Source organism: Flavimobilis soli, from assembly GCF_002564025.1.
Taxonomy (GTDB): Bacteria; Actinomycetota; Actinomycetes; order Actinomycetales; family Cellulomonadaceae; genus Flavimobilis; species Flavimobilis soli.
Genome location: NZ_PDJH01000001.1, coordinates 1,224,228 through 1,246,498, shown reverse-complemented (window position 1 = coordinate 1,246,498; position 22,271 = coordinate 1,224,228). Strand labels below are relative to the sequence as shown.

The window sequence follows — 22,271 nt, the reverse complement described above, 5'->3', positions numbered from 1 at the left end:
GCGCGCCTCCGTAGAACTGGTGTGGACATCACGACCAGCTCAGGAGACTTCATGACCGCCAGAACTCACCGCGGCGCGCGCCACGCAGCGTCGTTCGCCTCCGTCGTCCTCGTGGCGGCTCTCGTCGGCTGCTCGCCTGCCGCGTCGCGGGACACGTCGACGTCAGCGACGTCGTCGACCGCGTCCGTCGTCGCCGTCGCGTCCGCGAAGGAGGCGCGCGAGAACAACGTCGAGGTGCACGACGCCGGGGACGCGGCGTCGTGGGATGCGTCGACCGAGACGGTGGTCACCCTGAGCGGGACGACCGCGACGGTCGCAGGTGCGGCGCCCGACGCAGTCACGGTCGACGGCTCGACCGTGACGGTCACGAGGGCGGGGACCTACCGGCTGACGGGCACGCTCACGGACGGTCAGGTCGTCGTCGCGACGGCGGACGAGGACCTCGTGCGGGTCGTCCTCGACGGCGCCCAGATCGCGAGCTCGACCTCGTCGCCCCTGTTCGTCGAAGATGCGGGCGTCGTCGCGGTGGTCCTCGCGGCCGGCACGCGCAACACGCTGTCCGACGCCGCGCAGTACGAGTACGCCGAGGGGGAGGACGAGCCGAACGCTGCCCTGTTCTCGACCGCCGACCTGACGATCGCGGGGACCGGGCAGCTGACGGTCGAAGGCCGGTCGAACGACGGCATCGCGTCCAAGGACGGGCTCGTCATCGAGTCGGGCTCCATCTCGGTCTCGGCTCTCGACGACGGCGTGCGAGGCAAGGACTACCTCCTCGTCGAGGGCGGCACGCTGCTTGTCGAGGCGGGCGGCGACGGCCTCAAGTCGGACCAGGACGAGGACGCTGGCAAGGGGTGGATCCAGGTGCTCGACGGCACGGTCGACGTGACCGCCGGCGACGACGGGATCGCGGCGCAGACCGATGTGATCGTCGACGGCGGCGCGGTCACCGTCGCGGCGACGGGCGACGGGGTCCGCGGCGCCGTCGCGGTTGTCGTCGCGGGTGGGGCAGTGAACGTCACGCAGTCCGAGGAGGGCATCGAGGGCGCGCTGATCGCCATATCGGGAGGAACGACGTCGGTCGTCGCGTCAGATGACGGCCTCAACGCGTCGGACGGCTCCGGCTCGACGGCGCAGGAGGGCCCCGGCGGAACCGGTGGCGTCGAGGTGCCCGCCGGGAAGCCGACCGACATGCCTGAGCGCGGCGAGGCCCCCGCAGGGGGCGGCGCTCCCGGCGGGGCAGAGGCGCCGTCGGGCGAACGGCCCTCAGGTGACATGCCCGCTGGCGGCCAGGGCGGCCAGGGCGGCGGACGCGGCGGCATGGGCGGCGCGACGACGTACACGCGCAGCGACGACCTGCACATCGAGATCTCGGGTGGCGCCCTGACGATCGACGCGGGCGGTGACGGCATCGACTCGAACGGTTCCCTCTCTCTTTCGGGCGGTGCCACGATTGTGTACGGACCGATGAATGCGGGTAACGGCGCGCTCGACGCGGAGAGCGGCATCCAGGTCACTGGCGGGACCCTTGTCGCACTCGGCGCGGCGGGAATGGCGCAGGCTCCCGATGCGGCGTCGGCTCAGCCGTGGGTCCAGCTCACGGGCGCGGGCGAGGCTGACGTGCCGGTCGAGGTGGTGGACGACGCCGGCACGGTCGTCGCGACGTTCACGTCGCCCAAGGCGTTCGGGGACGCTGTCGTCTCTGCTCCGGACCTGGTCGCTGGCGCGTCCTACTCCGTGAAGCAGGGCGGGTCGACCGTCGCGACGGCGACGGCGACCGCGGCCAGCTGAGCTGGCCTCGAGAATCTCCCGCAACAGGCAGGTGGCTTTCCCTCACACAGGAGCCTGCCCGCCGATAGGGAGGGTGAACGGGTGCGCGCCGGCCACGACGACTGCCAAGGAACTGTGCTGCTGGCGCTTGCTGCGAACATTCGGCGTCATCCCCCGAGACGCTGAGCTGCGCACCGCCCGTGAGCGCGGCCCCGGTCCCCATCGACCTGGGCCGCGCTCCTCTGTGCCCAGGCCGATGACGGTGCGCCGGTGGCCGGGCGGGGCTCAGCCGATCGCCTCGCCGACGGTCCGCCCGGAGAACAGGCACCCGCCGAGGAACGTGCCCTCGAGCGCGCGCTCCCCGTGGACCCCGCCTCCGCCGAACCCGGCGGCCTCGCCGACCGCCCACAGCCCCGGCAGCACCTCGCCGTCGGGGCGCAGCACGCGTCCGTCGACGTCGGTGTGCAGGCCGCCGAGCGTCTTGCGTGTCAGGACGCGCAGCCGCACGGCGAGGAGGGGACCGTCGTCGGGCGTGGTGAACGGGCGTGGCGGCGCCACCCGGATCAGGCGGTCGACGACGAACTCGCGGGCCCGCGCCGTCGCGACGACCTGCGGGTCCTTGCCGAGGCCCGAGGTGACCTGGGCGTCGCGCAGCGTCACGAGCCGCTCGAGCTCAGCGGCGTCGATGCGGTCCTCACCCGTGAGCGCGTTCATCCCGGCGGCGAGCTCGCGGACGGTCGGCGCCCACACGAAGTCCTCCGACTCCTGCGCGAACCGCTCGACCGGTCCGACGGCGCCCGGCTGTGAGTCGCATCGCTTGGTGGCGTGCTTCTGGTAGCGGTCAGTGGCCGATGAGGAGGGCTTCTCTGGCGGCATCGACGAGCTCTGGGGTGAGGGTGTGGAGGTCGTTGATGGTCTGGATGCGTTCGATCTGGGTGGCCAGGCGGTCCAGGAGCCGGAAGTTGCCTGCGGTGATGCGAGCGACGGTGGCCAGGGCGGTGGCGTGCGCGATCGGGTCGTGGTCGGTGTGCTGGGCGGGTAGGCGCGTGGTGAGGACAGCGGTGAGCTCGTCGGGGCCGAGGGGTCTGTACTCGTGGGCGAAGCCGATGCGGCTGTAGAGCTGGGGATAGCGCGCGAGGCGCTTTTCGATGCCTGGCATGCCGATGAGGATGACGCCCATGTGGTGGCGGTCGTAGTAGTCGCGGGCTTGCTCGAGACCGGTGCTCTTGAGCCTGTCGGCTTCGTCGATGATGAGCAGCTCGGTGCGCCCGGAGGAGCGTGAGGCGTCGTGAACGTAGGGGTCGACGAGTCCGAGCTCGTCGTAGTCGATCGCGTAGGAGATCGCTTGGCAGGCTCGGGGTAGGCCTTGGTCGATCTGCTTGAGGGTGGCGGCCGCCGTGGGGGTGTAGAACGCGGTGCGTACTTCCAGGACCCGTGGCGGCACGGGTCCGACCGTGTCGCCGACGTCGTATTGCCATTGCTCCCAGGAGTCGACGCCGGCGTAGTGGCGGGCTGAGAGTGTCTTGCCTATCCCGGGCGGGCCCCAGCACAGTCCGATGTAGCGGTGGGTGCGCACGGTGTCGGCGAACTCGGTGAACCGCCGGTGCTCGCGGGTGCTGTAGAAGGACGGGACGGGGTGAGGGTGCGGGGCGGCGGAGTTGACCTCGTCGAAGGTTCCGGTGAGGAACCGCCGGCCGTCGTTGTCTTTGCCGAGCACGGAGAGCTTCTTAGTCGGTGGCATACAGACGCAGTCCATGTCGTGGTCGGGGCTCAAGAGCCGGTGGCGGTGCTGTGTCGTCGGTGCTGACTGCTGGTGGGGCGTATCGGGTATCGCTGGGCAGGGCGCTGGCGAGGGTGCGGTGTTGGCGGAGCTGGTCCTTGAGGTCGCGGCGGCGTTGACGGCGGGCGGCTTGGAGCTGGTCGAGGGAGATCGACTCGGCGGACAGCTCAGGGGCGATCGCCCGGCACAAGAACTCGTCGTTGAAGTACACGCGGATCTCCCCGACGTCGCGCGGGTTGAAGCGGACGGTGACCTGCTCCCCGACGTAGGCGGCCAGGACTGTGGACAGGTAGCGGGTCGAGGCGAACTGGATGCCGTCGCGCTGGACCTTGCGGGTGGTGGCCGCGGTGAGCAGGAGCAGGTCGAGATCCTCAGGGTGGGCGGGGCTGCGCGGGATGAAGCCGCTCGCGCTCCACCGGACGGTCGGCCCCTGGTGGGTCTGGGAGTGGGGGCGGGCGTTGTACTCGGCAACGACGTACTGCTCGAGGATGGCGTCGAGGTCTTCGAGCGAGAGCGACGGGGAGGTGACCGGTGCGCCGTTCGTGCCGTGCGGGATGTACCCGGGCAGGTGCGGCAGGAGCTCGGTGGTGACGGTCCGGTAGAACCGCTCGATCTTCCCCCGCCCTTGAGGCACCCCGACCCGGGAGTGGATCAGCCGGATGTGGGCGTCCAGGCACACCTGCTCCAGGCGAGCGGAGGTGAAGTCCGAACCGTGGTCGCTGTAGAGGACCTCGGGCAGCCCACAGACCGGCCAGCCCCGGTTCGTCTTGGCGTTGACGGCCTGGTGCAGGGCGAGCGCCGTCTGCTCGGCCGAAGGTGCGCCGAGGAAGAGGGTGTAGCCGGCCACGGCGCGGGAGTAGTCGTCCAGGACCACCGTCAGCCAGGGGCGCACCTGGGTGCCCTTGGCGTCGAGGATCGCCACGTCCAGGAGAGTGTGGTCGACTTGCCACTGCTCGTTGGGGCGCTCGGCCGAGCGCCGCAGCACCAGCTCGAACCTGTCCCGGTATCCCGCGTCCCCGTGCTCGGCCAGAGCGCGCAGCCCGGGATCGATCCCGGCGACCAGGCTCCGGACGCTGGAGTAGCTGGGGGCAGACAGGCCGCGATCGTGTGCGATGCCGGCCACGCGGCGGTGGATGAACGCCACTGTCGGAGCCGGCGTTGCCAGGGCGAGAGCTTCGACTACCTCGATCAGCTCTGCCGGGATTCGACGCCGGCCATGATCGCTGCGTTGGCGCCGAGCGAGGCTGTGTGAGGTGGGGTCAGACCGATAGGCGCGCGCCCAGCGCGAGAGGGTGCGCAGCGGGACCCCCGACTCGGCTGCCAGCCGCGTCCATGGGACACCGTCGTCGTGGCGGCGCAGGAGAGCGATCTTGTCCGAGACCTCCCACCGCGCCGGCACGTCCCCTCACATCGGCCGTGCGTCTTGGGCGAGGTGGCGGTAGGCCGTGCCGCGCGAGACCCCGAAGGTCTCAGCGATCTGCTGGACCGTGTAGGACTTCTCGTCATACATTGTCCTGGCCCGACGCGCCTTGGTCGCCGTCATCTTGAACCGGCCCCCACCCTTGCGACCTCTCGCGCGGGCGGCGGCAAGACCGTCCTGCGTGCGCTCGACGATCAGGTCATGCTCGAACTCGGCGATCGCGGCGAGCATGTGGAAGAACAGGCGGCCACCCGGTGTCGTGGTGTCGATGCCCTGAGGCGGTGCCTTCAGACCGATGCCTCGCTGCTGCAGAGTCTCGACGACTTCCTTGAGGTTGCGCACCGACCGCCCGAGCCGGTCGAACTTAGTCACCACCAACGTGTCACCGGAACGCAGGTACTCCAGAGCGTCGTCGAGTGCCGGCCGCTTGGCGAGCACACCTGAGGCGTGCTCGACGAACACCTTCTCGCACCCGGCGGCGGCGAGCAGGTCCGTCTGACCGTCCGGGTTCTGCTCCCGGGTGGAGACGCGCGCGTATCCGATCGAAGCCATCACCTGAAAGTAACGCCAACGTGCCTCGCGGTACATAGGTCTCGGACACGGCCCATGAGACACGACGCACGGTGCAGCACCGTGATGGGGGCGACGGTCTCATGGACGGTCATCCATGAGACACCCCAGGCCTGGTGGCTGTCGCCGGCCTCGAGGGAGGAACTAGACACTGTCTGGGAGTAGCGAGCGTCGGCCGTCCGTCTGAGGCGTGTGGGTTCGGGCGGCGCGCAGTCCGTTCAGGATCACGATGACCTCGGCGACCTCGTGGACCAGGACCACGGCAGCGAGCCCCAGGACACCGAAGAGGGCGAGCGGGAGCAGCGCGGTGATGATCAACAGGGACAGGATGATGTTCTGGTTGATGATGCGGCGGCCCCGACGGGCGTGGTCGAACGCTCTGGGGATGAGACGCAGGTCATGGCCGGTGAACGCGATGTCGGCGGACTCGATCGCGGCGTCCGATCCGGTCGCGCCCATCGCGATGCCGATGTCGGCTGCCGCGAGAGCGGGCGCGTCGTTGATGCCATCGCCGATCATCGCGACTGGTCCCGCCTCGGAGAACGCTCCGATCGCGGCGGCCTTGTCCTCAGGGCGCAGTTCCGCGCGCACGTCGACGATCCCCGCCTGGGCGGCAAGGGCCTGGGCTGTGCGGGTGTTGTCGCCGGTGAGCATCGTCATGCCGACCCCCTGGCTTGCGAGGGTACGGACGACCTCGGGGACTTCGGGGCGTAGTTCGTCTCGGACGCCGATCGCGCCGACTGGCGCTCCGTCGCGGTGCACGATCACGACGGTCATGCCTTGCTCTTCCAGTCCCTCGACCCGGTCGCCGAGCTCACCGGCGTCGAGCCAGCGCGGGCTGCCGACGGTGATCGTCGAACCATCGGCGGTGCCTTCGATGCCGTGCCCCGCCTGCTCGGTCACATCCGCCGCTGCGGTGACGCCCGGGGCGGCGGCGGTGATCGCCGCGGCGAGAGGATGAGTGCTGTGGTGCTCCAGTGCAGCGGCCCATGCGAGCACCTGTGCCTCGGTGAGGCCGTCGACGGTGAGGACTGCAGCGACGGCAGGCTGGTTGCGGGTGAGCGTGCCGGTCTTGTCAACGGCCACGTGCCGGACGGTGCCGAAGCGCTCGAAGACCGCTCCAGACTTGATGATCACTCCGAACTCGCTCGCCGCGCCGATGCCGGCGACGACTGTCAGCGGGACGGAGATCGCTAGCGCGCAGGGCGAGGCTGCCACCAGCACCACGAGGGCGCGCGTTGCCCACAGCTCTGGATCGCCCAGCAGCGAGCCGATGATTGCGACCAGCGCAGCAAGAATCAGGACACCAGGGACGAGCGGACGGGCGATCTTGTCGGCTAGGCGGGCACGTTCGCCCTTCTCGGTCTGCGCCTTCTCGACCAGCTCCACGATCGTGGTGAGCGAGTTGTCGGTGCCCGCCGCGGTCGCCTCGACCTCCAGTGCGCCGGCGCTGTTGATCGCGCCAGCCGAGACCGCGTGACCGGGCTCGACCTCCACCGGGATCGACTCGCCCGTGATCGCCGAGGTGTCCAGGCTGGAGCGTCCCGCCCGGACGATGCCATCGGTCGCGATCCGCTCTCCCGGACGAACCACCATGAGCTGGCCGACAGTCAGCTCCTTCGCCGCGACCTCGATGGAGGCCCCGTCGCGCAGCACGGTCGCGGTGTCCGGCACGAGCTTCAACAGCGCCCGCAGACCACCGCGGGCGCGATCCATCGCCTTGTCTTCCAGCGCCTCGGCGATGGAGTACAGGAACGCCAGAGCGGCTGCTTCCTCGACGTAACCGAGAAGGACCGCGCCGATCGCACTGATCGTCATCAGCAAGCCGATACCGATCTTGCCCTTGAAGAGCCTCCGGACCGCGCCAGGTGTGAAGGTCGACGCGCCCAGCAGCAGGCCGATCCAGAACAGGACCAGAGCCACGGTCTCAGCCCCGGACCGCTCAGAGATCAGACCACTGAGAAATGCGACACCGGAGAAGATCGGGACCAGAACACTGCGGTCCTTCCACCACGGCCGCTCCGCGCCCTCGAGCTCCTCACCTGTCGGCGTCGCACTCTCGTGCTCGCACCCACACGCCGCGCTCATGCACCCGCTCCAGTCCCGCAGCAGCCCGGCACCGTGCACGTCGAGTCCACGCAGGGAGCCTGCTCGTCCACGGCGAGTGTCACGTCCACCAGAGCGACGAGGGCCGCAGCGAGATGCGGGTCGGCGATCTCGTAACGAGTCTGCCGTCCTTCGGGCTCTGCGACGACGATCCCGCAGTCTCGCAAGCACGTCAGATGGTTCGACACGTTCGAGCGAGTCAGCTCCAGCTCGCGCGACAGCACAGCCGGGTAACTCGGGCTATCAAGAAGGGTCATCAGGATCCGGGAGCGCGTCGGGTCCGCCATGGCCCGGCCCAGCCGGTTCATGACGTCGAGACGCGAAGCAATAGTCAGCATGGACTGAACTATACAGCCCTCGCTGACGCGTTGTTGGATCTGCGCCTCGCTCTGACGCCCGTCGCTGGCCACAAGTCAGTCGCGGTCAACCGAACGGCTTACCCGGGCCCGACAGTGGCAGCGCCGCACACGGCGGCACACCGAGCCGCCACCGAAACGTGCTGGAACCGCGCCATCAATCGATGCGACTCACAGCCCAACCGGCCAGGGACGCCCGGGGTGCGGCCGAAAACGATCAGTTCCGGTGTTCTGTGTGATCCCTACAAGGCGGCCATCACCTCGGCCCGTCAGCGGTCCTCAAGGAGTGCGATGAACTCGTCGGCCATCGCGAGCTTCCGGGCGAGGTCGGCTCGCTGCTCATGGGCCCGCGCGACGAACTCCTCGAGGCGCTTCTGGGTGTTGGGGTCGTCGGTGTCGGCCGCGAGGGCGTCGACCAGCTCGAGGAGTTCGGCCATCTCCTCGAGGGTGAAGCCGAGTGGTTTCATGCGGCGGATGAGCAGTAGGCGCTCCACGTCGGCGTCGGTGTAGAGGCGGAAGCCGCCGTCGGTGCGGCCGGTGGGGCGCAGCAGGCCGACCTCGTCGTAGTGGCGCAGCGTTCGCAGCGACAGACCGGTGCGCTCGGCGACGGCCCCGATGTGCATGGTGCTGGCGACCAGCTGGCGCTCAGGCATGGTGGGGGAACCTCCAGGGTGATGACGACTTGCAACTCTACCGTCACGTCAGGTTAGAGTTGCGGCGGTCGCGAGCAGGATCTCGTCCCGCTCCAGCCCCTCATCCTTGCGCGCAGCGTGGCGTGCCCCGTCCTCCCGCCGCCCACACCGGGCTGCTCCCCGGGGTGCTCGCACCCACGAACGTGAACGGAACACTCTGTGACCAACACTCCTGTGCGGATCTCTGACCCGGCCGAGACGCCGCGGCCCGCCACCGGCGCTCCCGAGGCTGACGAGGCCAACTCCGTCCGGGCCGCGCTGCGCTCCCCGCGCCGGCTCAAGACCGAGGTCCTGGCGGGCCTGGTCGTGGCGCTGGCGTTGATCCCGGAGGCGATCGCGTTCTCGATCATCGCCGGCGTCGACCCGCGTATCGGGCTGTTCGCCTCGTTCACGATGGCCGTGGCGATCTCGTTCCTCGGCGGCCGCCCCGCGATGATCTCGGCAGCGACCGGAGCGATCGCCCTGGTCATCGCCCCGGTCGCCCGGGAGTACGGCGTCGACTACCTCATCGCGACCGTGATCCTCGGCGGGGTTATCCAGGTTGTGCTCGGAGTGCTCGGGATCGCCAAGCTCATGCGCTTCATCCCTCGCTCGGTGATGGTCGGCTTCGTCAACGCCCTGGCGATCCTGATCTTCCTGTCGCAGCTGCCGCACCTGATCGACGTGCCGTGGGCCGTCTACCCCCTCGTCGCCGTCGGCATCGCGATCATGGTGCTGCTGCCGCGCTGGACCAACGTCGTGCCCGCACCCCTGGTCGCGATCGTCCTGCTGACCGCCGCGACGGTCCTGGCCGCGATCAACGTCCCCACGGTCGGTGACGAGGGCGAGCTGCCCGAGTCCCTGCCGGCGCTGCTGTTCCCCGACGTGCCGCTGAACCTGGAGACCCTGCGCATCATCGCCCCGTTCGCCCTGGCGATGGCCCTAGTCGGGATCCTGGAGTCGCTGCTGACCGCCAAGCTCGTCGACGACGTCACCGACACCCACTCGAACAAGACGCGCGAGGCCTGGGGCCAGGGTGCCGCCAACATCATCACCGGGTTCTTCGGTGGCATGGGCGGCTGCGCCATGATCGGCCAGACGATGATCAACGTGAAGGCCTCCGGGGCCCGCACCCGCATCTCCACGTTCCTCGCCGGCGTCTTCCTGCTCGTCCTGGTCGTCGGGCTCGGCGACATCGTGGCGATCATCCCGATGGCGGCGCTCGTCGCAGTGATGGTGATGGTGTCGGTCGGAACGCTGGACTGGCACTCGATCCACCCGCAGACCCTGCGCCGGATGCCGAAGTCCGAGACCGCCGTGATGCTCGCGACCGTCGCCGTCACCGTCGCGACCCACAACCTCGCCTATGGCGTCATCGTCGGCGTCGTCGTGGCGATGGTCCTGTTCGCCCGCCGGGTCGCCCACTTCACCAGCGTGACCCGACTGGACGCCAGCGACGACGACGGACAGCGCGTCTACGCCGTCCGGGGCGAGCTGTTCTTCGCCTCGTCCAACGACCTCGTCTACCAGTTCGACTACGCCGGCGACCCCGACGACGTCGTCATCGACATGACCAACGCCCACGTCTGGGACGCCTCCACCGTCGCGACCCTCGACGCCATCCGCCACAAGTACGCGACCAAGGGCAAGACCGTCACCATCGTCGGGATGAACCCCGACAGCACCGAACGCCACGACCGCCTCGCCGGCAACCTCGGCGCCGGCCACTAACCGGCGACGCTCCCGTAGCCGACTTCGTCAGCAGGCGCCCACCGAAACCCGCCACCTAAACCAAAACCAACCGATACCCCGCAGCAATCGGTGGGAGTCTTCGGCGCCTCGAGTGGCTACCTCACGAGTCCCCACCAGAATCGATCGTTTCCGTCACGTCCAACCGAAACTACGGCGAGATCGTGCCAAGCGACCACGCCGGGATGCGTGGACCCCCATTGGCACACGTGCGCAAGGCGCGATGGCGGCGACTGCGACGATGGGGCCTGAGGTTGAGCCGCTAGTCGCGGCGCCCCGAGCAGCCTGGCATCGACTGCCCCAGTGGGTCTGCGTCCCGACGAGTCTCTTTCATCGAGCCTTCATCGGACCTCGACCGCGTCTTGGGGGTGTCCGGGGCAGCCTGGGGCGGTGGGCGCCGTCGGCGCCCGGCGCGAGAGGGAGCGGACCGATGCCGTGGTGCGTGGATCTGGGAGTCGGCGGGTGGCTGGTCCTCGCGTCGAGCCTGGCGGTACTGGGCATGGCCGTGTGGGCGGTGACGCGACTATTTCCCGCGGCACCCCAGCCGGACGCGGTGACCGTGCTCGACGCCCGGCTGGCGGCCGGGCAGATCGATGTGGACACCTACCGCAGGCTTCGCGCCGAGCTCGCCGGACCTGTGCCAGCGCGATCGGAAGGACTGCGATGAAGAGCCACCTCAAGGGAATGGTCGTCGCTGCGGCGGCGGTGCTGGTCGTGGCGCTGGCGGCTGGTGTGCGGCCTGGCGCGGCGTTGCCGCTGGCGGCTGCGCTCGCGTGCCCGCTGATGATGATCGCCATGATGGTGTGGATGCACCGCCGCGGCCACACCGGGCACGACCACCATGGCGCGCACGACGTCACGGACGCGCCTATGACGTCGCCGTCGCACGGCGCGGCGCCGGGAGGCCGCTGAGCTCAGGCGGGCGGCACCGGAAGCGTGACGGTGAATGATGCGCCGGCCCCTGGGCCGTCGCTCGTCGCGGTGATGGTGCCGCCGTGGGCCTCGGTGAGCGCCTTGCAGATCGCCAGGCCGATGCCGGAACCCCCGTGGGCGCGGTCCCGCGCGGTGTCGGCACGGTAGAAGCGCTCGAACAGGTGCGGCAGGTGCTCCGCCGCGATGCCGGCACCGGTGTCGGCCACGTGTAGCGCCACCCGCTGGTGATCGTCGGTCGCGCGGAGGGTGATCGTGCCCCCGGCCGGGGTGTGACGCAGTGCGTTGGCGACCAGGTTGTCCAGGACCTGGCCCATGCGCTGGCGGTCCACACGGACGTGTCCGAGCTCGGGGTCGACCTGGACCCGCAGGTCGACCCCGGCGGCGGTCACGCGCTCTCTCCATGTGCCGGCGGTCGCAACGAGCAGCTCGTCGGGGGTCAGCGGTTCGAGCGTCAGGGCTAGGTCACCGGCCTCAGCGTGGGTCACCGCGGCGAGGTCGCGCGCCAGCCGGGTCAGGCGCGAGGCCTGGTCGCGCAGCACGGCCATCGTGGGCTCGTCCATCGGCTGCAGACCGTCCTCCACGGCCTCGAGGTATCCGGCGATGGTCGCGACGGGGGTGCGGACCTCGTGCGCGACGTCGGCCAGGAGCCGGGCCCGCAGCCGCTCGGCCTCCTGCAACCGGGCGGCCATGGCGTTGAACGACTCGGCGAGGTCGTCGAACTCCGCGCCCAGGCCTGCAGCTGGGACGCGGGACTCGTACCGACCGGCGCCCAGGCGGGCCGCAGCGGTGGCCACGGCCGCGAGGGACCGACCGATACGGCGCGCGAGCACGAGACTCACGGCGGCGGAGGCAACGGTGGCGGCGCCCAGGGCCAGGGCCAGGGAGACGGTGCTTGCGTCGCGGAAGGCCCGCTCGGCGTGCAGGACGGCGTCGTCGTGGTCCTCCAGGCCGGCGCGCATCATGTGCTCGTGGAACAGGCTTGGACCCACGGCGGAGGCCACCAGCCACGCTGTCAGGGCAGCGGTCGCGAGCACGATGACGAGCGCGATGAGCAGGCGGCCGGCAAGGCCCCACCGCGATGCCGTCGGGATCGCCTTCACTCCCCGGTGCCGATCCGGTACCCGACACCTCGAACCGTGCGCACGAACTGTTGGCGCTCAGCGCTGTCGCCCAGCTTCTGGCGCACGTGCAGCACGTGGACGTCGACGAGGTGCTCGTCACCGACCCAGTTCGCCCCCCAGACCTCCTCGATCAGAGCCCGGCGGCTGAACACCCGTCCGGGGCCAGAGGCGAGTGCGGCGAGGACGTCGAACTCGGTGCGGGTCAACGGCACCAAGCGGCCTTCGAGGTGCACCTCGCGGGCGTCGACGTCGAGCCGTAGCGCACCGACCTCCACAGCGGGGCGCGCCGCCGCTGCGACCGCGGTAGCGGGTCGACGCGGCCGGCGGAGCAGGACTGCGACGCGGGCCATGAGCTCGCGCGGACTGAAGGGCTTGGTCATGTAGTCGTCAGCACCGACCGACAGGCCGATGAGGGTGTCGACCTCCTCGGCGCGGGCGGTCAGCATGATCACGTAGCAGTCGGAGAACGTGCGCAGCTGACGGCACACCTCGATCCCATCTAGTCCGGGAAGGCCCAGGTCCAGCACGACGACGTCGGGATCGACCTCGCGCAGCACCTCGACGGCCTGCGCGCCGTCATGGGTCACGCTGACCTCGAACCCGTCCCGTTCGAGGTAGCCGGCCACGAGCCGGGCCAGGGCCTGCTCGTCATCGATGACGACCGCGCGCCGCGCTGTGGTCGTGGTGTCTGGGATGGGGGTCACCTGGCCATTGTGGACTGTGGCCGGACGCCGGCCGGGGACCTTCATCGAACCTTGATCCAAGGGCGACCGGTCCTTCGGTGCGACGCGTCGACGCTTTACACGTCCCGATCCGCGACCTCCCGCAGGAGAAACCCGTGTCCACCACCGAGCCCGCCGACCCACCGGTCGTCGTCACCGTCGTCCACGCCCCGGCGTGCCACTTCTGCCATGACGCCGAGGAGGCCCTGGCGGCCCTGGCCGGCGACTTCCCGCTGGTGGTCCGCAGCGTCGGCATCCAGACGGACGAGGGCCGGGCCCTGGTCGCCGAGCACCGCCCGGCGATGAACCCGTTGGTGCTGGTGGACGGGGAGTTCTTCTCCGCCGGGCGCCTGCCGCGCAAGAAGCTCACCAAGGCCCTGCACAGCCGGCGTGTCCCAGCGGTCGGGGCCTGAGATGGGCAGCGAGCTGCTGACGACCGGGAGCATCCTGGCGGCGTTCTTCGCCGGCGGGGTGGCCCTGTTCGCCCCGTGCTGCATCGTCTTCCTGGCGCCGTCCTACCTCGCCGGTGCGGTCAAGAACGCCAGGTGGCGGCTGCTGCCGCTGACCTTCGTCTTCGCGGCGGGCCTGGCGGTGGTGCTGGTGCCGATCACCCTGGGGATGAGCCTGCTCGCCGGCGCGATCGCCCAGTACCACGCCACGTTGTACTGGGCAGGTGGCCTGCTGATGATCGCCCTGGCGGGCCTGGCCCTGTCGGGTCGGATGTGGTCCTTGCCCTCCTTCCTGCGCGCCCCGGACACCACCCGTGGTGACACCGCGAGCTTCTTCTCCCTCGGGGTGTTCTCCGGGATCGCTTCCTCGTGCTGCGCACCGGTCCTGGCCGGGGTGATGACTCTGTCGATCCTGTCTGGGTCTCCCATCGGGGGGCTGGCCCTGGGGCTGGCGTACGTGTTCGGCATGGTCTTCCCGCTGTTCGTGATGGCCATGGTCTGGGACAAGGCGCGCCTCGGTGAGCGCAAGCTGTTCCAGGCAAGAACCGTCCGGCTGTGCGTCGCGGGCCGCACCCTGGTCACCAACACCCTGAACATCGCCGTCGCGGTCGGGTTCGCGGTGATGGGCGTGTTCGTCATCGCACTGGCCGGCAGCAAGGACATGACCGGCGGCTCGGCGTTCCAGGACGCCGCCAGCCGCACCCTGACCGACGTGTTCGCCGCGGTCCAGGAGTTCCTGTCCCCGGTGCCTGAACCCCTGCAGGGGTTGGCGTTGCTCGCGGTCGCCGCCGTGTTCATCTGGGCGACGCTCGTCGACCGGCGCCGCCCGGGACAGCCGAAGAGCACCGCCCCGGCAACCGCCACGGCAGCTGCAGGGTCGAGCGACGGCCCAGCCGCGCCTGTCCCGTCCTGCCACGCCACCCCGACCACGGAAGAAGTGACCCGATGACCTCCGGAACCGCCACCCGCCGCCTCGCCGAACGCCAGCAGGGCCTCGCCGAGATCCAGCAGACCCAGGCCGGTGCTGCACGGCGCCGCCAGCGCCTGAGCTGGGCCGCCTGGGGCGCGGCCGCGCTGATCATCGGGATCATCGTCGCGATCGCGCTGATCACCTCCCAGCCGACCACCTCGAGCGACGTCCGTGTCGCACCGGACTTCACCCTGCCGGCCTCGGACGGCTCGAGCGTCTCGCTGGCGGACTTCCGCGGCGAGCCGGTCGTCCTGTACTTCAACGAGGGCGCCGGGTGCGACTCCTGCCTGCTGCAGATGGCCGAGATCGAGAAGGACCCCGCGTTCGCCGAAGCTGGCATCACCGTGCTGCCGATCGTGATGAACACCGCCGACCAGATCAACGCCCACCGCGAACGCCTCGGCGTCCAGGCACCGTTCCTGCTCGACGACGGCACCGTCTCCGCTGCCTACGACACCCTCGGCAAGGGCATGCACGAAGGACTCCCGGGGCACGGGTTCGTCCTGATCGACGCCGAGGGCAACCAGCTATGGCACGGCAACTACCCGTCCATGTGGCTCGCCCCCGCCGACCTGCTCAAGGAGGTGACCGCCCGCCTATAACCATCACCGTCCGACCTGACGCGCGTCACCGACACAACGAAGGAGAGCCCGATGGGCTGCTGCCAGGACACCACCACTGCGACCACCACGACCCCGAGCACGGCCGCCACGGTCAGCGACAGCTGCTGCGGCGAGGGCGCTCAGGGCGCGGACACCTGCTGCGCGACCAGCACCTCAGCCTGACCGATACCGAGTACACCGATCCTGGGAAGGAACCACCCCTTGATGAGCGCGACGCGCCGGCGCCTCGCCGCGACCACAGCAATCCTGGCCCTGACAGCCACCCTTGCCGCCTGCTCCACAGGCGAGGAGCCGACCGCGGAACCGCCCGCGGCGCCCGAGTCCTCGAGCAGCGAGGAAGCCGAGGAGACGACCGAGCACAACGCCGCGGACGTCGAGTTCACGCAGATGATGATCGTCCACCACCAGGGAGCGCTCGAGATGGCCGAGCTCGCGGTCGAGCGCGCCTCCACCGAGGAGGTGCGCACCCTCGCAGAGCGAATCGCTGCAGCGCAGGGCCCGGAGATCGAGCTCATGTCCGGCTGGCTGCAGACGTGGGACGAGGAGCTGCCCGCTGGCGCTGAGCACGGCGGCATGGACCACGGCGGAATGGACATGGACGGCATGGACCAGGAGGAGGCGATGACCACCCTGGCCGGCCTCGAGGGGGTCGAGTTCGACCGGAAGTTCCTCGAGCTCATGGTCGCCCACCACCGCGGAGCCATCGAGATGGCCCAAACTCAGATCGGCGAGGGCGCAGACTCCGACGCCCTGGCGCTCGCCCGGACGATCAGGGACGACCAGAACACAGAGATCACCGAGATGGAGAACCTGCTGCGGTCCCTCTGAGCACCGAGCACGACCGGCAGGAGGCCACCCGCATGAGAGGGGGGCCTCCTGTCGTGTGCGTCTGCCACCGACCCTGCGGCGAAGGAATCGGGGCGGAAGTATCGTCGCCTGATGGCGAACTCCAGTCCGATCTGGAAGGACCTGCCCGGTCTAACTGCGTGCAGTCTCTGCGCCGGGGAAACACTGGGCGAGAGTGACACAGAGGCGGGTGGCCAGCTGCAGCGGCTGCAGCGCCTCGCCGAATCCGGCGTCGCACGCCTCACGACGGTCGAGTGCCTCGACTTGTGCGAATGCGGCGACGCCGTGGTCGCTCGTCCGACCCGTGCCAGCCGCGGTGCCGGCGCACGGCCGGTGTGGTTCGAGCGCCTCGCCGGGGACGAGGCAACCGCCGAGCTCGCGGACTGGCTGCGCTCCGGTGGCCCGGGCGCTACGGAACTGCCGGGTGGGCTGGCCAGCAACGTCATCCAGCGGTCCGACGCGGTGTCCGGGGGCCCTTCGGCGTAGTCGTCAGCACGAGGCCCAGGTGCTGCCCTGCCCGCCGTGCGCACGACTCGTCGTCCCGAGCAGTGCGCATCTTCATCGAAGCTTCATGGCCACCCGCGCCCTCTCGCCGCGCGAGCACGCAGGCGCCTCCTTAGCGTCGAAAAGGTACCCGCGGCGCGCGATCAACGCACCGCATCTCGACCGAGGAGGAACGACGTGAAGACCACGGAGATGCTCGAGACCTACCCCGCAACCATCAACCTCGACCGACAGTTGCTGGCCCGCGTCATCGAGACCCTCGTCGCCTGCTCGCAGGCGTGCACCGCGTGCGCGGACGCGTGCCTGAGCGAGGAGATGGTCGCGGACCTGCGCAAGTGCATCCGGTCCAACCTCGACTGCGCCGACAGCTGCGCGGCCACGGCGCGGATCCTGTCCCGCCACACCAGTTACGACACCAACATCACCCGGGCCCACCTCGAGGCCTGCATCGCCGCCTGCCGGGCGTGTGGTGATGAGTGCGAGCAGCACGCGGGCATGCACGAGCACTGCCGCGTCTGCGCCGAGGCGTGCCGGGACTGCGAGGCCGCCTGCGCCGAGCTCCTCGCGGCCATCCGCTGAGCGTGGTCGCGCGGTGCCGACGGGCAGCGCGCCCGCAGCACCGCGTGAGCCCGCCCGGCACCCCAGCACGTAGCAGCAAGACGAGGAGGCGCAGCGATGTCTATGCACAGCGAGCACGATGGCGAGTCGAAGAAGGAGGACAACGACGGTGACGACGCCAGCCGCCGGGGTGAGCACCACAGCGGTGGGCAAAGCCATCAGATGAAGGGCATGTACCTGCGGTTCGCCGCCATGATCCTCACCGCCATGGTGGTCATGTACTTCGTGATGTTCGTCGGCTCGTGGGAGCTCGACCACGTCCGGTTCAGCCAGAGCCGCGTCTTCATGGCGGTCACCATGGGCGGCACCATGGGCCTGATCATGCTTGCCTGGATGCTGAACATGTACAAGAACGCCAAGGCGAACATCGCGGTCGTCGCCGTCAGCGTGCTGCTCCTCGTCGGCGGCGTCGTGCTCGACCGCAGTCAGGCCACGGTCGGCGACACCGCGTTCATGCGCGCGATGATCCCCCACCACTCCCTGGCGATCACCCGCTCGGAGCGGGCGCAGATCGACGACGTCCGGGTGTGCAGGCTCGCCGTCGAGATCATCGAAGCCCAGCAGCGGGAGATTGCCGAGATGGACTGGCTCATCGAGGACATCGAGCGCAACGGCATCGCGACGACGGCGGCCGAGGCGGAGGCACGCCCCGTACCGGGCGTCGAGGGCACCGCGCTCCGCTCGTGCCCGGCCCCCTGATCTGACCCATCCGTCGTCGAGCGGTGCGACGACGGGAATAGCCGCCGCGCGTGCGCAGTTCCTCGCCATACCCCCGTGGGGTATACTCGATGCGAAGCACGGGTCGAGGAGAAGAGCCATGAGCGAAGCGCACCAGAGCCACGACATGCACGGCGGCCGTCACAACCGTGCCGGCCATCGGGATGATCGGACGGCCGGCGAGACGGATCTGCGCGCTCAAGACCGCCACGGCGGGCACGGTGCGCACGGCGGAAATCACGGTGACCACGTGGCGCTGTTCCGGCGCCTGTTCTGGATCAATCTCGCGCTAGCCGTGCCGGCGGTGCTGCTCAGCGGGATGTTCGCCGACCTGCTCGGGTACAGCCTCCCTGACGTCCCGGGGCTCGCCTGGGTCGCGCCGGTCCTCGGCACGGCCATCTACCTGTGGGGTGGACGGCCCTTCCTCACGGGGGCCGTCGCCGAGCTCCGGGGCCGCAAGCCCGGGATGATGGTGCTCGTCGGGATGGCGATCACCGTCGCGTTCATCGCCTCCTGGGCGGCGACCCTCGGCGTGCTCTCGCACGAGCTGGAGTTCTGGTGGGAGCTCGCCCTCCTTGTCGTGATCATGCTGCTCGGCCACTGGCTGGAGATGCGGTCGCTGGCGCAGACCTCTTCCGCCCTCGACTCCCTCGCGGCGCTCCTCCCCGACGAGGCGGAGAAGGTCGACGGCGACTCGGTCGTCGCGGTGCCGCCGTCCTCGCTCGTCCTGGGAGACGTCGTCGTCGTCCGCCCGGGTGCTCGGGTCCCGGCGGACGGGCAGGTCGTCGACGGCGCCGCCGACGTCGACGAGTCGATGATCACGGGCGAGTCGCGGCCCGTACGTCGGACCGTCGGCGACCAGGTCGTCGCGGGGACGGTCTCGACCGACAGCGCCCTGAGGGTGAGGGTCGACGCCGTCGGTGACTCGACCGTGCTGGCCGGGATCCAGCGTCTGGTCGCGCAGGCGCAGTCGTCCACGACGCGTGCGCAGCTGCTGGCCGACCGCGCCGCCGGGTGGCTGTTCTGGTTCGCCCTGGTCGCCGCCATCATCACCGTCGCGATCTGGAGCGCCGTCGGCACACCGGACTTCGCGATCATCCGCGCCATCACGGTCCTCGTCATCGCCTGCCCGCACGCCCTCGGGCTCGCCATCCCGCTGGTGGTGTCGATCTCCACCGAGCGCGCTGCCCGCGGCGGCGTGCTGATCAAGGACCGCGCCGCACTCGAGCGGATGCGCGTGGTGGACACCGTCCTGTTCGACAAGACCGGGACGCTCACCAAGGGCGAGCCCGCCCTGCACGACATCGCCACCACCGGGATCGGTGACGAAGAGCTCCTCGCGCTCGCCGCCGCCGCGGAGGCCGACAGCGAGCACCCCCTCGCGCGTGCGATCACCGCCGCTGCACACCACCGGGGGCTCAGCGTTCCCCGCGCCGAGGACTTCCGGGCCTCCACGGCGGTCGGCGTCTCCGCCACCGTGGAGGGACGCCGCGTCGCCGTCGGCGGGCCGAACCTCCTGACGGAGCACGGGCTCGCTCCCCTACCGGCGACCCAGCCCTGGTCCGATCGCGGGCAGATCGTGCTGCACGTGGTGGTCGACGGCCAGGTGGCCGGAGCGCTCGGGCTCGCCGACGAGGTACGTCAGGAGTCTCGCGAGGCGGTCGACGCCCTCCACGCACTCGGCATCCGCGTCGTGATGATCACCGGCGACGCCGAGCCAGTCGCCAGGGCCGTGGGTGCCGAGCTCGGCATCGATCAGGTGTTCGCGGGCGTCCGCCCCGAGGACAAGAGCAGCAAGGTCGCCTCCCTGCAGGGTGCCGGGCAGACCGTGGCGATGGTCGGCGACGGCGTCAACGACGCACCCGCCCTGGCCCAGGCCGACGTGGGCGTCGCCATCGGAGCCGGCACCGACGTCGCCATCGCGTCGGCGGGGGTCATCCTCGCCTCCGACGACCCTCGCTCCGTCCTGTCGGTCATCCAGCTCTCGCGTGAGGGCTACCGAAAGATGACGCAAAACCTGTGGTGGGCCGCCGGCTACAACATCGCTGCCGTCCCCCTCGCCGCCGGAGTCCTCGCGCCGATCGGCTTCGTCCTACCGATGGAGATCGGCGCGATCCTCATGTCATTGTCCACCGTGGTAGTCGCCGCGAACGCTCAGCTCTTGCGTCGCCTCGACCTGAGCCCGGAGGCCTCGACAGCCGCAGCCCACAGGGCCCCGCGCGTCGGACCGCCTTCCCGGACGGCGGTGCCAACTGCCTGAACCAGCGCCGTCTTCATTGAACCTTCATCGCGGATACGCCGTCGGTCGTCCTCGTGCTGCACGAAACATGAGCGAGGATCTCCACATGCGTTCTCGGTTCCACCTCGCGACCCTCGTCGTCGCCAGTGCCGCTCTGCTCGTCGGCTGCTCCACCACGACGTCAGAGGATGACGTACTCGCCGATCTCGGTCTCGACGGCTTGACCGGTCAGGAGATCGTCACGCAGCTCGACGCCTCCACCGAGAGCCGGCCACTGGACTTCACGGCTTCCGTGCGCGAGGACGAGGTGCTCGTCGGCGACGGAACCACGGAGATCGCCGTCCCCCTCGACGACAACCAGTTCTACGTGTCGATCGCCCCGTACATCGAGACCACGCACGAGTGCTACTTCCACAGCCTCGCCACCTGCCAGGGCGAACTGGTCGACGAGCCGGTGGACGTGAGGATCACCGACGCCGACGGCGCGGTCCTCGTCGAGGAGAGCGCCACGACTTACGCCAACGGGTTCGTCGGCTACTGGCTCCCTGAAGACGTCGAGGGAACGATCGAGATCACTCAGGGCGACCTGAGCGGCAACGTTCCGTTCAGCACGACCGAGGGCAGCCCGACCTGTGTGACCACCCTCCAACTCACCTGATCGACACGGCCGCTCCGAGCGGGCTCGGCCTCCGGTAGCCGTCGACGCACGGAAGCCGGGGCTGTTGCTCAGCTCCGCGGCATTGGGCCGAGGTTGGCCGCGGCAACCACAGGTCCGAGTCGCGGGCGACAGTGCACCGCTGCGGTGCGGTCATGACCCCGCGCTATCGAAGAATCACCACAGTTTCCGGACGGAACGCCCCGGCCGGGCACCGCCACTTAGCTTCGGCAGAAGCCCGCCATCTTCCGCTAGAAGTCACAGCGCCCGGCAGCACGCGCTCCGCGAGGAGGCGCAGGTCCTTCCCCGTCAGGTCGGGGTTCTGGTCCGAGCCCGACAGGGCGAACTCGGTCTCCATGATCTGCCGGTTGAGCACGAACCACGAGTAGGAGTCGCCGCGCCCGGTGAGGTGCCGCAGCGCACCGAGCGCGTTGAACCCGGGGAAGAGCGGGGCGGGCAGGCGGCCGCCGTCGGCGTCGAGCCACAGCGACGACGGCCCGGGCAGGATGCGGATACCGTGCCGCGACCAGACCGGAGTGTGCATCGCGATGCCCTCGGGGTAGTGCCACATCCGGTCCGTGTGCACGAGCGCCGCGCCAGCCTCGGTCGCGCGTGCGAGCATCTCGCCGTCGGTCGAGTCGGGCACGCCCGAGAGCATCTCGTCGGGCAGATGGCCCGCGCTCGCGGGCCACGAGGCCCGCACGAGGTCGTGGTTCGCTCCGATGCCGCCGGTCGCGACGACGACGGCGCCCGCGCCCAGCTCGACCTGGCGCACGACCTCACGGTTCGACGGCTCACCTCGACCTGCGCCGTCGGGCGCGAGCACGTCCGCGCGCACGCCGGTGACGCGACCGTCCGTCGTGACGAGCCCTGTCACGCGGTGGCGCGTGCGCAGCTCGAGCAGCCCCGCGCGGTGCGCGTCGACGGCCGCCTGCACGAACGGCTCGAGGATGCCCGGCCCCGTGCCCCACGTGACGTGGAAGCGCGGCACGGAGTTGCCGTGGCCGCCCGCGAGGTGACCGCCGCGCTCGGCCCACTGCACGAGCGGGAACCAGCGCACGCCCATGCCGTGCAGCCACGGGCGCATCTCGCCCGCGGCGAAGTCGACGAAGCGGCGCGCCCACGCGTAGCCGTACCGGTCGGGCCCTTCGCCGCGCTCCGCGCCGGGGGCGAACTGCGCGGAGCCGAGCCAGTCGTCGAACGCGAGCTCGGCTGAGTCCTTGACGCCGAGCCGGCGCTGCTCGGGGGAGTCGACGAGGAACAGCCCGCCGAACGACCAGTAGGCCTGGCCCCCGAGCGAGGCGAGCGGCTCGGCGTCGAGCAGCGTGACGCGCGTGCCGCGCGCGGTGAGGGTGGCGGCGGTGACGAGGCCGGACAGCCCCGCGCCGATGATGATGACGTCGTTGTCAGCCATGGTCGGACAGTAGCCGCTGGGCAGGGACGGCGCGCGGGTGC

General features: G+C 70.2%; 21 protein-coding genes and 2 pseudogenes. 13 read left to right on the top strand and 10 right to left on the bottom strand.

Going from position 1 to position 22,271, the window contains the following annotated elements:
• Positions 1–51 precede the first annotated feature (51 nt).
• Complete coding sequence (locus ATL41_RS05750) at positions 52–1,788, top strand: carbohydrate-binding domain-containing protein (RefSeq protein ID WP_098457619.1); 1,737 nt, start codon at positions 52–54, stop codon at positions 1,786–1,788.
• Positions 1,789–2,052: 264 nt separating this feature from the next.
• Here the strand turns inward: ATL41_RS05750 and ATL41_RS05745 are convergent.
• From ATL41_RS05745 to ATL41_RS05715, 7 genes and pseudogenes are all read right to left on the bottom strand, one after another.
• A pseudogene (locus tag ATL41_RS05745) lies at positions 2,053–2,568 on the bottom strand (FAD-binding protein); the annotation flags it as partial.
• Between the two features lie 40 nt (positions 2,569–2,608).
• Positions 2,609–3,484 (bottom strand): AAA family ATPase, encoded by an 876-nt coding sequence (locus ATL41_RS05740; RefSeq protein WP_245854653.1) that lies wholly within the window; start codon positions 3,482–3,484, stop codon positions 2,609–2,611.
• A 10-nt stretch (positions 3,485–3,494) separates the two neighbouring features.
• Complete coding sequence (locus tag ATL41_RS05735; RefSeq protein ID WP_098457617.1) at positions 3,495–4,946, bottom strand: Mu transposase C-terminal domain-containing protein; 1,452 nt, start codon at positions 4,944–4,946, stop codon at positions 3,495–3,497.
• A 6-nt stretch (positions 4,947–4,952) separates the two neighbouring features.
• Entirely contained in the window at positions 4,953–5,519 is a 567-nt protein-coding gene (locus tag ATL41_RS05730) for a recombinase family protein (protein WP_098457616.1), read from the bottom strand.
• A gap of 162 nt (positions 5,520–5,681) precedes the next feature.
• Complete coding sequence (locus tag ATL41_RS05725; protein ID WP_098457615.1) at positions 5,682–7,625, bottom strand: heavy metal translocating P-type ATPase; 1,944 nt, start codon at positions 7,623–7,625, stop codon at positions 5,682–5,684.
• Positions 7,622–7,981 (bottom strand): Cd(II)/Pb(II)-sensing metalloregulatory transcriptional regulator CmtR, encoded by a 360-nt coding sequence (cmtR, locus tag ATL41_RS05720; RefSeq protein ID WP_043536954.1) that lies wholly within the window; start codon positions 7,979–7,981, stop codon positions 7,622–7,624. The genes ATL41_RS05725 and cmtR overlap by 4 nt, the downstream gene beginning before the upstream one ends.
• Before the next feature lie 287 nt (positions 7,982–8,268).
• On the bottom strand, positions 8,269–8,652 hold the full coding sequence (locus tag ATL41_RS05715) for a MerR family transcriptional regulator (RefSeq protein ID WP_181010232.1): 384 nt from the start codon (positions 8,650–8,652) through the stop codon (positions 8,269–8,271).
• A gap of 198 nt (positions 8,653–8,850) precedes the next feature.
• Here ATL41_RS05715 and ATL41_RS05710 point away from each other — a divergent pair, with 198 nt between their 5' ends.
• The 3 genes from ATL41_RS05710 (at position 8,851) to ATL41_RS05700 (ending at position 11,331) form a co-directional block, all read left to right on the top strand.
• Positions 8,851–10,401 carry a SulP family inorganic anion transporter gene (locus ATL41_RS05710; RefSeq protein WP_425432657.1) on the top strand — a complete coding sequence of 517 codons (1,551 nt, stop codon included), beginning with the start codon at positions 8,851–8,853 and terminating at the stop codon, positions 10,399–10,401.
• 460 nt (positions 10,402–10,861) lie between these two features.
• Complete coding sequence (locus ATL41_RS05705) at positions 10,862–11,086, top strand: hypothetical protein (protein ID WP_245854652.1); 225 nt, start codon at positions 10,862–10,864, stop codon at positions 11,084–11,086.
• On the top strand, positions 11,083–11,331 hold the full coding sequence (locus tag ATL41_RS05700) for a hypothetical protein (protein WP_098457613.1): 249 nt from the start codon (positions 11,083–11,085) through the stop codon (positions 11,329–11,331). Before ATL41_RS05705 ends, ATL41_RS05700 begins: the two co-directional genes overlap by 4 nt.
• Before the next feature lie 2 nt (positions 11,332–11,333).
• Here ATL41_RS05700 and ATL41_RS05695 read toward each other — a convergent pair whose 3' ends face one another.
• Entirely contained in the window at positions 11,334–12,452 is a 1,119-nt protein-coding gene (locus ATL41_RS05695) for a sensor histidine kinase (RefSeq protein WP_425432656.1), read from the bottom strand.
• The gene (locus tag ATL41_RS05690; RefSeq protein WP_098457612.1) at positions 12,449–13,222 is read right to left on the bottom strand and encodes a response regulator transcription factor; all 774 of its coding nucleotides are present in this window, start codon (positions 13,220–13,222) and stop codon (positions 12,449–12,451) included. The genes ATL41_RS05695 and ATL41_RS05690 overlap by 4 nt, the downstream gene beginning before the upstream one ends.
• 89 nt (positions 13,223–13,311) lie before the next feature.
• On the opposite strand from ATL41_RS05690, the gene ATL41_RS05685 reads away from it, so the two are divergent.
• The 9 genes from ATL41_RS05685 (at position 13,312) to ATL41_RS05645 (ending at position 20,819) form a co-directional block, all read left to right on the top strand.
• Positions 13,312–13,608 (top strand): glutaredoxin, encoded by a 297-nt coding sequence (locus ATL41_RS05685; protein ID WP_098457611.1) that lies wholly within the window; start codon positions 13,312–13,314, stop codon positions 13,606–13,608.
• A gap of 1 nt (position 13,609) precedes the next feature.
• Positions 13,610–14,593 carry a cytochrome c biogenesis CcdA family protein gene (locus tag ATL41_RS05680; RefSeq protein WP_098457610.1) on the top strand — a complete coding sequence of 328 codons (984 nt, stop codon included), beginning with the start codon at positions 13,610–13,612 and terminating at the stop codon, positions 14,591–14,593.
• A complete protein-coding gene (locus ATL41_RS05675; RefSeq protein WP_098457609.1) occupies positions 14,590–15,216 on the top strand; it encodes a redoxin domain-containing protein in 627 nt (208 codons plus the stop codon). Before ATL41_RS05680 ends, ATL41_RS05675 begins: the two co-directional genes overlap by 4 nt.
• A gap of 225 nt (positions 15,217–15,441) precedes the next feature.
• Positions 15,442–16,065, top strand: a complete 624-nt coding sequence (locus tag ATL41_RS05670; protein WP_168448211.1) for a DUF305 domain-containing protein — start codon at positions 15,442–15,444, stop codon at positions 16,063–16,065.
• Positions 16,066–16,176: 111 nt separating this feature from the next.
• Positions 16,177–16,569 (top strand): hypothetical protein, encoded by a 393-nt coding sequence (locus ATL41_RS05665; RefSeq protein ID WP_245854648.1) that lies wholly within the window; start codon positions 16,177–16,179, stop codon positions 16,567–16,569.
• 195 nt (positions 16,570–16,764) lie between these two features.
• A complete protein-coding gene (locus ATL41_RS05660; protein ID WP_098457607.1) occupies positions 16,765–17,166 on the top strand; it encodes a four-helix bundle copper-binding protein in 402 nt (133 codons plus the stop codon).
• Between the two features lie 96 nt (positions 17,167–17,262).
• Positions 17,263–17,904: a DUF305 domain-containing protein gene (locus ATL41_RS05655; RefSeq protein WP_245854646.1), complete on the top strand. Its 642-nt coding sequence runs from the start codon at positions 17,263–17,265 to the stop codon at positions 17,902–17,904.
• Between the two features lie 118 nt (positions 17,905–18,022).
• On the top strand, positions 18,023–20,182 hold the full coding sequence (locus ATL41_RS05650) for a heavy metal translocating P-type ATPase (RefSeq protein ID WP_098457606.1): 2,160 nt from the start codon (positions 18,023–18,025) through the stop codon (positions 20,180–20,182).
• A gap of 85 nt (positions 20,183–20,267) precedes the next feature.
• Positions 20,268–20,819 carry a CueP family metal-binding protein gene (locus tag ATL41_RS05645; RefSeq protein ID WP_098458945.1) on the top strand — a complete coding sequence of 184 codons (552 nt, stop codon included), beginning with the start codon at positions 20,268–20,270 and terminating at the stop codon, positions 20,817–20,819.
• A 256-nt stretch (positions 20,820–21,075) separates the two neighbouring features.
• Here ATL41_RS05645 and ATL41_RS05640 read toward each other — a convergent pair.
• A pseudogene (locus tag ATL41_RS05640) lies at positions 21,076–22,230 on the bottom strand (FAD-binding dehydrogenase); the annotation flags it as partial.
• Positions 22,231–22,271 lie beyond the last annotated feature (41 nt).